The sequence below is a fragment of the Nocardioides sp. genome, from assembly GCF_025965415.1.
GTDB lineage: Bacteria > Actinomycetota > Actinomycetes > Propionibacteriales > Nocardioidaceae > Nocardioides.
In genome coordinates this window covers 1-9832 of record NZ_JAOPWY010000117.1, presented here as the reverse complement: position 1 = coordinate 9832, position 9832 = coordinate 1, and the positions used below count along the sequence as shown (strand labels likewise).

8 protein-coding genes are annotated in these 9832 nt (G+C 70.9%); all 8 read left to right on the top strand.

The window, feature by feature from the left end; genetic code table 11:
• Positions 1-2922: excinuclease ABC subunit UvrA (gene uvrA, locus JWN97_RS12435; protein WP_297622968.1), on the top strand; the 2922-nt coding region annotated here is incomplete at its 5' end.
• A gap of 41 nt (positions 2923-2963) precedes the next feature.
• The gene (locus JWN97_RS12430; RefSeq protein ID WP_297622966.1) at positions 2964-3410 is read left to right on the top strand and encodes a Rieske (2Fe-2S) protein; all 447 of its coding nucleotides are present in this window, start codon (positions 2964-2966) and stop codon (positions 3408-3410) included.
• Positions 3411-3506: 96 nt separating this feature from the next.
• Positions 3507-5552: an excinuclease ABC subunit UvrC gene (uvrC, locus tag JWN97_RS12425; RefSeq protein ID WP_297622964.1), complete on the top strand. Its 2046-nt coding sequence runs from the start codon at positions 3507-3509 to the stop codon at positions 5550-5552.
• 3 nt (positions 5553-5555) lie between these two features.
• Entirely contained in the window at positions 5556-6434 is an 879-nt protein-coding gene (rapZ, locus tag JWN97_RS12420; protein WP_297622962.1) for an RNase adapter RapZ, read from the top strand.
• Between the two features lies 1 nt (position 6435).
• Positions 6436-7416 (top strand): uridine diphosphate-N-acetylglucosamine-binding protein YvcK, encoded by a 981-nt coding sequence (gene yvcK, locus JWN97_RS12415; protein ID WP_297622960.1) that lies wholly within the window; start codon positions 6436-6438, stop codon positions 7414-7416.
• Positions 7417-7438: 22 nt separating this feature from the next.
• Complete coding sequence (gene whiA, locus JWN97_RS12410; RefSeq protein WP_297622958.1) at positions 7439-8425, top strand: DNA-binding protein WhiA; 987 nt, start codon at positions 7439-7441, stop codon at positions 8423-8425.
• A 185-nt stretch (positions 8426-8610) separates the two neighbouring features.
• The gene (gene gap / locus JWN97_RS12405) at positions 8611-9615 is read left to right on the top strand and encodes a type I glyceraldehyde-3-phosphate dehydrogenase (protein WP_297622956.1); all 1005 of its coding nucleotides are present in this window, start codon (positions 8611-8613) and stop codon (positions 9613-9615) included.
• A 1-nt stretch (position 9616) separates the two neighbouring features.
• The coding region (gene pgk / locus JWN97_RS12400) for a phosphoglycerate kinase (protein WP_297622954.1) at positions 9617-9832 on the top strand (216 nt) is incomplete at its 3' end.

The window sequence follows — 9832 nt, the reverse complement described above, 5'->3', positions numbered from 1 at the left end:
GGCAAGTCCAGCCTCGCCTTCGACACGATCTTCGCCGAGGGCCAGCGCCGCTACGTCGAGTCGCTGTCGGCCTACGCCCGCCAGTTCCTGGGCCAGATGGACAAGCCCGACGTCGACTTCATCGAGGGCCTGAGCCCCGCGGTCAGCATCGACCAGAAGTCCACGTCGAAGAACCCGCGCTCGACCGTCGGCACGATCACCGAGGTCTACGACTACCTCCGCCTCCTCTATGCCCGTGCCGGCCGCGCGCACTGCCCCACGTGCGGCGCACCCATCGAGCGGCAGACCCCGCAGCAGATCGTCGACCGCATCCTGTCGCTGGAGGAGGGTCGTCGCTTCCAGGTGCTCGCGCCGGTCATCCGCGGCCGCAAGGGCGAGTACGTCGAGCTGTTCCGCCAGCTCCAGCAGCAGGGCTTCAGCCGGGCCCGCGTGGACGGCCAGACCCACTCGCTCGACGAGCCCCCGGTCCTCGACAAGAAGCTCAAGCACACGATCGAGGTCGTGGTCGACCGGCTCGCGGTCAAGGAGTCGTCCAAGCGCCGGCTGACCGACTCGGTCGAGACCGCGCTCGGGCTGGCCGGTGGGCTCGTGGTCATCGACTTCGTCGACCTCGACGCCAAGGACCCCGGCCGGGAGATGAAGTTCTCCGAGAAGATGTCGTGCCCCAACGACCACACCATCGACACCGACGACCTCGAGCCGCGCTCGTTCTCCTTCAACTCCCCGTTCGGCGCCTGCCCGGTGTGCTCGGGCCTCGGCACCAAGATGGAGGTCGACCCGGAGCTGGTCGTCCCCGACACCGGCGCGACGCTGGGCGAGGGCGCCATCGCACCGTGGAGCGGCGCCCACGTCGCCGACTACTTCCTCCGCCTGGTCAACGCGCTCGGCGAGGAGCTCGGCTTCGACCTCAACACGCCCTGGGACCAGCTCTCGCCCAAGGCGCGCACGTCGCTGCTCGAGGGCCACAAGACCAAGGTCCACGTCGTCACCCGCAACCGCTACGGCCGCGAGCGCGCCTACTACGCCGCCTTCGAGGGCGTCCGCCCCTACGTCGAGCGGCGCCACAAGGAGGCGGAGTCCGACACCAGCCGTGAGCGCTTCGAGGGCTTCATGCGCGAGGTGCCCTGCCCGGCCTGCAACGGCACGCGGCTCAAGCCCGTCTCCGTCTCGGTGACCCTCGGCGCCAAGGACGAGGGCGGCAAGAACATCGCCGAGGTCTGCGCGCTGCCGATCAACGAGGCCGCCCACTACCTCCGCACCGTCGACCTGTCGGTGCGCGAGCGCCAGATCGGCGAGCGGGTGCTCAAGGAGATCCAGGAGCGCCTGCAGTTCCTGCTCGACGTCGGCCTCGACTACCTCTCCCTCGACCGTCCCAGCGGCTCGCTGTCCGGCGGCGAGGCCCAGCGGATCCGCCTCGCGACGCAGATCGGCGCCGGCCTCGTCGGGGTGCTCTACGTCCTCGACGAGCCGTCCATCGGTCTCCACCAGCGCGACAACCAGCGCCTGATCGAGACCCTCATCCGGCTCAAGGACCTCGGCAACACGCTGATCGTCGTCGAGCACGACGAGGAGACCGTGCGGGTGGCCGACTGGGTCGTCGACATCGGTCCGGGTGCGGGTGAGCACGGCGGCCAGGTCGTCCACTCCGGCTCGGTCGAGGACCTCCTCAACCACCCCGACTCGATGACCGGCCAATACCTCAGCGGCCGTCGCGAGATCCCGATGCCCGCCGTACGCCGCCCGCGCACCGTGGGCCGCGAGCTCACGGTCCACGGCGCCCGCGAGCACAACCTGCGCGACGTCGACGTCAGCTTCCCGCTCGGCGTCTTCACCGCCGTCACCGGCGTCTCCGGCTCGGGCAAGTCCACCCTGGTCAACGACATCCTCTACACCTCGCTGGCCAAGCAGATCTACAACGCCCGCACGGTGCCCGGACGGCACACCAAGATCACCGGGCTCGAGCACGTCGACAAGGTGATCCACGTCGACCAGTCGCCGATCGGCCGCACCCCGCGGTCCAACCCCGCGACCTACACCGGCGTCTTCGACCACGTCCGCAAGCTCTTCGCCTCCACCCCGGAGGCCAAGATGCGCGGCTATCTCCAGGGCCGTTTCTCGTTCAACGTCAAGGGCGGCCGCTGCGAGGCGTGCTCCGGCGACGGCACGATCAAGATCGAGATGAACTTCCTGCCCGACGTCTACGTCCCCTGCGAGGTCTGTCACGGCGCCCGCTACAACCGCGAGACTCTCGAGGTCCACTACAAGGGCAAGACCATCGCCGAGGTCCTCGACATGCCGATCGAGGAGGCCGCCGACTTCTTCGCTGCGGTGCCCGCGATCTCGCGGCACATGAGCACCCTCTGCGAGGTCGGCCTGGGCTACGTCCGTCTCGGCCAGCCCGCCACCACGCTGTCCGGCGGCGAGGCCCAGCGGGTCAAGCTCGCCAGCGAGCTGCAGAAGCGCTCCACCGGCCGCACCGTCTACGTCCTCGACGAGCCGACCACCGGTCTGCACTTCGAGGACATCCGCAAGCTCCTCCACGTCCTGTCCGGACTCGTCGACAAGGGCAACACCGTCCTGGTCATCGAGCACAACCTCGACGTCATCAAGACCGCCGACTGGCTCATCGACATGGGTCCGGAGGGCGGGTCGCGCGGCGGCATGGTCGTCGCCGAGGGCACGCCGGAGGAGGTGGCGCAGGTGGCGGAGAGCCACACGGGCACCTTCCTCAAGCCGATCCTCGAAGGACGCGGCGCCAGGCAGCCCGGCGCCCCGCGGCGGGTGAAGGCGGCGGCCGCGACCTCGGCGCCCACCAAGAAGTCGGCGACCAGGAAGGCTCCGGCCAAGAAGGCGAGCGCCACCAAGGCGCCGGCGAAGAAGGCCGCGACCAAGAAGTCGGCGACCAGGAAGTCGTCCTCCTAGTCACAGGTTTCTCATAGGGACGCTGGCTAGGGTCTCCGACCATGAGCGCCATCAACAGACGTCGTGCCCTGACCGGGTCCGCAGCCGTCGCCCTCGGTGTCCCCGTCCTCGCCGCGTGCGGCGGCGGATCATCGGGCTCGACGGCCGTCGACCCCGCGACCTCGGACGGCTCCTCGTCGCCCGCGGGCGGTGGCTCCTCGGGGGACGCCCTGGCCAGCGCCGCCGACGTACCGGTCGGTGGCTGCTTCGTGGTGTCGTCGGCCAAGATCGTGGTGACGCAGCCGACCGAGGGTGACTTCAAGGCCTTCTCCGCCGTCTGCACCCACCAGGGCTGCCTCGTCGAGACCAGTTCCGACGGCGACATCCCGTGCCCGTGCCACGGCAGCACGTTCTCCCTCGACGACGGATCGCCCCTGTCGGGCCCGGCCAGCGCTCCGCTGGCGGCCGTCGAGATCACGGTCGACGGGGGCTCCATCACCCGCGCCTGACCTTCAGGTGCTCCGTGGCGGACACATGCTCCCCGAGATGTCCGACCGTGGGCCCGGGCGGTCCCCGCTGTCGGGGGCCGCCCGTAGGGTTGTGGGGTGGCGACGCCGAGCTCCTATCGACCCGCGCCCGGGTCGATTCCGACCCGACCGGGGGTCTACCGGTTCCGCGACGCCAAGGGTCGCGTCATCTACGTCGGCAAGGCCAAGAGCCTGCGCCCGCGCCTGTCGTCGTACTTCCAGGACATCGGCAACCTGCACCCCCGCACGGCCTCCATGGTCACCACCGGGGCGAGCGTCGAGTGGACGGTCGTCGACACCGAGGTCGAGGCGCTGCAGCTCGAGTACAGCTGGATCAAGGAGTTCGACCCGCGGTTCAACGTGAAGTACCGCGACGACAAGTCCTACCCGTGGCTGGCGGTCACGGTCGGTGAGGAGTTCCCGCGCGTCATGGTCGGCCGCGGGGCCAAGCGCAAGGGCACCCGCTACTTCGGCCCCTACAGCCACGCGTGGGCGATCCGGGAGACCGTCGACCTGCTGCTGCGGGTCTTCCCGATGCGCTCGTGCAGCAACGGCGTCTTCAAGCGGTCCGCCCAGATCGGACGCCCCTGCCTGCTCGGCTACATCGACAAGTGCTCCGCCCCTTGCGTCGGCAACGTGACGCCCGAGCAGCACCGCGAGATCGTCGACGACTTCTGCGACTTCATGGCCGGCAACACCGCGGCGTTCACCAGGCGCATCGAGCGGGAGATGTACGCCGCCTCCGAGGCGCTCGACTTCGAGAAGGCGGCCCGGCTCCGCGACGACCTCGGCGCCCTCACCAAGGCGCTCGAGAAGCAGGCGGTCGTGCTCGGCGACGGCACCGACGCCGACGTGATCGCGCTGGCCGAGGACCCGCTCGAGGTCGCGGTGCAGATCTTCTACGTCCGGGGCGGCCGGATCCGCGGGCAGCGCGGCTGGGTGGCCGACCGCACCGACGAGGGCGGCACCCCCGAGCTCGTGCAGGACTTCCTCCTCCAGCTCTACGGCGGCGTCGACATCGATGACGGGGGAGAGACCATCCCGCGCGAGGTGCTGGTGCCGGCGCTGCCGCCCGACGCCGGCGTGCTGGAGGAGCTGCTCAGCGAGCGCCGCGGCAGCAAGGTCGCGATCCGCGTCCCGCAGCGCGGCGACAAGCGCGACCTCCAGGAGACGGTCGCGAGCAACGCCGCCCAGGCGCTGGCGCTCCACAAGACCAAGCGCGCCAGCGACCTCACCACGCGCAACCGCGCGCTGGAGGAGATCCAGAAGGCGCTGGCGCTCGACGAGGTGCCGCTGCGCATCGAGTGCTACGACGTGTCCAACCTCCAGGGCACCGAGGTCGTCGCCTCGATGGTGGTCTTCGAGGACGGCCTGTCCCGCAAGTCCGAGTACCGCCGCTTCGTGATCCGCGGCGTGGACGGGCAGAACGACGTCGCGTCGATGCACGAGGTGATCACCCGGCGCTTCAAGCGGCTGCTCGACGAGCAGGCCAGGGTTGAGCTTCACGATGCTCCTCAGGGGGCGCCGACGAGTCGTTCGGCGTCGCCGGCTCAGCCCGACGACCCGCAGGCGCCCCTCCTCGTCGACCCCGAGACCGGTCGGCCCCGGAAGTTCGCCTACGCGCCCGGTCTGGTCGTCGTCGACGGCGGACCGCCGCAGGTCGCCGCCGCCCAGGAGGCGCTCGCCGAGCTGGGCATCACCGACATCGCCGTGTGCGGCCTGGCCAAGCGGCTGGAGGAGGTCTGGCTGCCGGGGGAGGAGGACCCGGTGATCATGGCCCGCACCAGCGAGGGCCTCTACCTGCTCCAGCGCATCCGCGACGAGGCCCACCGCTTCGCGATCAACCACCACCGCACCCGGAGCTCCACGTCGATGGTCGAGAGCATGCTCGACGACGTCCCCGGCCTCGGCGAGGTGCGGCGCAAGACCCTGCTCAAGCACTTCGGCTCGCTCAAGAAGCTGCGCGAGGCCGAGCCCGAGGCGATCGCGCTGGTGCCCGGCATCGGTCCGCGCACGGCCTCCGCGATCAAGGAAGCGGTCGCGAAGGCCGACGCGACCCGCAAGACTTCATCCACCTCGCCCGCGGTCAACACCGCGACCGGCGAGCTCATCGAGGAGGACTAGGGCATGTCTCTCACGGTCGAGCCGACCCCCGGGGAGCTGGTCGTCGTCACCGGCATGACCGGCGCGGGCCGCAGCACCGCGGCCAAGGAGCTCGAGGACCTCGGCTACTTCGTGGTCGACAACCTCCCGCCGACGCTGGTGCGCGACGTCGTACGCCTCGTCGACGACAGCCGCGGCATCGACCAGCCGATCGCGGTCGTCGTCGACGTCCGGTCGGGGTCGTTCTTCGACAGCCTGCAGGCCAACCGCCACCAGCAGGTGACCGGTCGACCGACGACGCTGCTCTTCCTCGAGGCCACCGACGACGTGCTGGTGCGCCGCCAGGAGGCGGCCCGCCGGCCGCACCCGCTGCAGGGTGGCGGGCGCCTGCTCCACGGCCTCCAGCGGGAGCGCGCGGCGATGGCCGACATCCGCGGCGACGCCGACGTGCTGCTCGACACCTCCAACTTCAACGTGCACCAGCTCCAGGACCGGATCGCCGAGCTCTTCGGCACCGCGGCGTCCACCCGGCTCAAGGTCACCGTGATCAGCTTCGGCTTCAAGTACGGCATCCCGGTCGATGCCGACTGGGTCGCCGACATGCGCTTCCTGCCCAACCCGCACTGGATCCCCGAGCTGCGCCCGCAGAACGGCCGCGACCCCGACGTCTCGGCCTACGTCCTCTCGCAGCCGGGCGCGGGAGAGTTCCTCGAGCAGTACCTCCCCGTGCTCGGCACGGTGGCCCGGGGCTACCTCGTCGAGGGCAAGCGCTTCATGCAGATCGCCGTCGGCTGCACCGGGGGCAAGCACCGCAGCGTCGCCATGACCGAGGCGATCGCGGCGCGGATGCGTGAGGACGGCTACGACGTGAGCACCACCCATCGCGACCTCGGCAGGGAGTGAGATGGCCCGCCACACCGCGCAGGCCGCGGTCGCCCTCGGTGGGGGTCACGGCCTGGCGGCCACGCTGTCCGCGCTGCGCCGCCTCAAGGACGACCTGACGATCGACGACCTCACCGCCGTCGTGACCGTCGCCGACAACGGCGGCTCGTCGGGCCGGCTGCGTGGCGAGTTCGGCGTGCTCCCGCCCGGCGACCTGAGGATGGCGCTCGCCGCGCTGTGCGGCGACGACGAGTGGGGCCGCACGTGGGCCGACGTGGTCCAGCACCGCTTCGCCGGCCAGGGTGAGATGCAGGGCCACGTCGTGGGCAACCTCCTGATCGTGTCGCTCTGGGAGCTCATGGGCGACCACGTCCGCGCCCTCGACTGGGTCGGGCGGCTGCTCGGCGCCCACGGCCGGGTGCTGCCCATGGCCACCACCCCGATGGACATCACGGCGCGCGTGCGGGGTGCCGACCCGGCCGACCCGACCGGCGTGAGCGTCGTACGCGGTCAGGTGGAGGTCGCCACCACCGCCGGCCAGATCGAGTCCGTGGCCCTCGTGCCCGAGGACCCGCAGGCCTGCGCGGAGGCGGTCGAGGCGATCCGCTCGGCCGAGTGGGTCGTGCTCGGGCCGGGCTCGTGGTTCACCTCTGTCATCCCGCACCTCATGGTGCCCGGGCTGCGACAGGCGCTGGCCGAGACTGCCGGGCAGCTGGTCGTCGTGCTCAACCTGGAGGCCCAGGCGGGGGAGACGACCGGCTTCGGGCCCGCCGACCACCTCGCCGCGCTCTTCGAGCACGCCCCCGACCTCACCGTGCATGCCGTGCTCGTCGACGCCTCGTCGCTGGCGGGCGACCGCCAGCGGCTGGAGAAGGCGGTGGCCGATCGGGGCGCCCGGCTGGTCGTCGAGGACATCGCCGTCCCCGGTGAGCCGCGCCACGATCCCGACCGCCTGGCGGCCGCGTTCGGGCGGATCGTCGAGGAGACGGCGGAGGGTCGTTGACCAGCATGGCAGGATTCCGCCCATGGCAATGACGGCACAGGTGAAGGCCGAGCTCGCCTCCACCCAGATCACCAAGACCTGCTGCCGCAAGGCCGAGGTGGCGTCGATGCTCCGCTTCGCCGGCGGACTGCACATCGTGAGCGGTCGCATCGTGGTCGAGGCAGAGCTCGACACCGGCGCCGCGGCACGGCGGCTGCGCAAGGACATCTCGGAGGTCTACGGCCACCCCTCCGACGTGGTGATGGTGCAGGGAAACGGCATCCGCAAGGGCAGCCGCTACATCGTGCGGGTGACCAAGGACGGCGAGGCGCTCGCGCGCCAGACCGGCCTCCTCGACCAGCGCGGGCGCCCCGTACGCGGCCTGCCGCCCGCCGTCGTGAGCGGAGGCGGCTGCGACGCCGTGGCCGCGTGGCGCGGCGCCTTCCTGGCCCACGGCTCCCTGACCGAGCCCGGCCGGTCGTCCTCCCTCGAGATCACCTGCCCCGGCCCCGAGGCCGCGCTCGCGATCGTCGGCGTGGCCCGCCGGCTCGGCATCTCCGCCAAGGCGCGCGAGGTGCGCGGTGTCGACCGCGTCGTGATCCGCGACGGTGACGCCATCGGCGCGCTGCTCACCCGCCTCGGCGCCCACGAGTCGCTGATGGCGTGGGAGGAGCGCCGGATGCGCCGCGAGGTGCGGGCGACCGCCAACCGGCTGGCCAACTTCGACGACGCCAACCTGCGCCGGTCGGCGCGTGCCGCCGTCGCCGCCGGTGCCCGCGTGGACCGCGCGCTCGAGATCCTCGGCGAGGAGATCCCCGACCACCTTCGCCAGGCCGGCCACCTGCGGCTGGAGCACAAGCAGGCCTCGCTCGAGGAGCTGGGCCAGCTGCACGACCCAGTGCTCACCAAGGACGCGATCGCGGGCCGGATCCGTCGCCTGCTCGCGATGGCCGACAAGCGGGCCGAGGAGCTCGGCATCCCCGACACCGAGGCGTCGCTGACCCCGGAGATGCTCGCCGACGACGAGTGACTCCGGCGTCCCGCGACGAGGAGCGCGCGGCGCGTTCCCTCTCCTTGGATCGTTCCAAAGTTACCTGTCCGTACCGCGAGCGACCACGACTGGCGAGCCCGCTGATACCCGATAGGGTCGTTCCCGGTCACCAAAGGCCAGATCGTCCACGGGGTCACTGAAGGCCCCACACCAAGGAGACATCCATGACCGTCCGCGTAGGCATCAACGGCTTCGGCCGCATCGGCCGCAACTTCTTCCGCGCCGTGCGCGCGTCCGGCGCCGACATCGAGATCGTCGGCGTCAACGACCTCACCGACAACGCCGTGCTGGCGCACCTGCTCAAGTACGACTCGATCCTGGGCCGCCTCGACGCCGACGTGTCGAGCGACGACACCTCGATCAAGGTCGGCGACCAGACCATCGCCGCGTTCGCCGAGCGTGACCCGGCCAACCTGAAGTGGGGCGAGCTCGACGTCGACGTGGTCGTCGAGTCGACCGGCTTCTTCACCGATGCCACCAAGGCCAAGGCCCACATCGACGCCGGCGCCAAGAAGGTCATCATCTCCGCGCCCGCCTCCAACGAGGACATCACGATCGTGATGGGCGTCAACCACACCGACTACGACGCCGCGTCGCACCACGTGATCTCCAACGCGTCGTGCACCACCAACTGCCTCGGCCCGATGGCCAAGGCGCTCAACGACGACCTCGGCATCGTCAAGGGCCTGATGACCACCATCCACGCCTACACCGCCGACCAGAACCTGCAGGACAACATCCACAAGGACCTGCGTCGTGCCCGTGCGGCCGCGATCAACCTGGTCCCGACCTCGACCGGGGCGGCCAAGGCGATCGGCCTGGTCCTGCCCGAGCTCAAGGGCAAGCTCGACGGCTACGCCGTGCGCGTGCCGATCCCGACCGGCTCGGCCACCGACCTCACCGTCGAGCTGGGCCGCGAGGCCACGGCCGAGGAGGTCAACGCCGCCGTCAAGGCCGCCGCGGACGGCCCGATGAAGGGCTACCTCAGGTACTCGACCGACCCGATCGTCTCCAGCGACATCGTCACCGACCCGGCGTCGTGCATCTTCGACGCGCCGCTGACCAAGGTCATCGGCAACCAGGTCAAGGTCGTCGGCTGGTACGACAACGAGTGGGGCTACTCCAACCGACTGGTCGACCTCATCGGCTACGTCGGCGAGACGCTCTGACGTGAGCGACCTCTCCTCCCTGGGCGACGTCCGCGGCAAGCGGGTGCTGGTCCGGTCGGACCTCAACGTGCCCCTCGACGGCCCGGCCGACGACAGGGCGATCACCGACGACGGGCGGATCCGGGCCAGTGTGCCCACGATCCGGAGCCTGGTCGACGCCGGTGCCCGCGTGGTGGTCGTCGCCCACCTGGGGCGCCCCAAGGGCGCCCCGGACCCG

Coding starts and splice junctions, on each gene's coding strand:
- rapZ (WP_297622962.1), top strand. CDS start 5,556: ATGTCTCTCACGGTCGAGCCGACCCCCGGGGAGCTGGTCGTCGTCACC.
- gap (WP_297622956.1), top strand. CDS start 8,611: ATGACCGTCCGCGTAGGCATCAACGGCTTCGGCCGCATCGGCCGCAAC.
- yvcK (WP_297622960.1), top strand. CDS start 6,436: ATGGCCCGCCACACCGCGCAGGCCGCGGTCGCCCTCGGTGGGGGTCAC.
- whiA (WP_297622958.1), top strand. CDS start 7,439: ATGGCAATGACGGCACAGGTGAAGGCCGAGCTCGCCTCCACCCAGATC.
- JWN97_RS12430 (WP_297622966.1), top strand. CDS start 2,964: ATGAGCGCCATCAACAGACGTCGTGCCCTGACCGGGTCCGCAGCCGTC.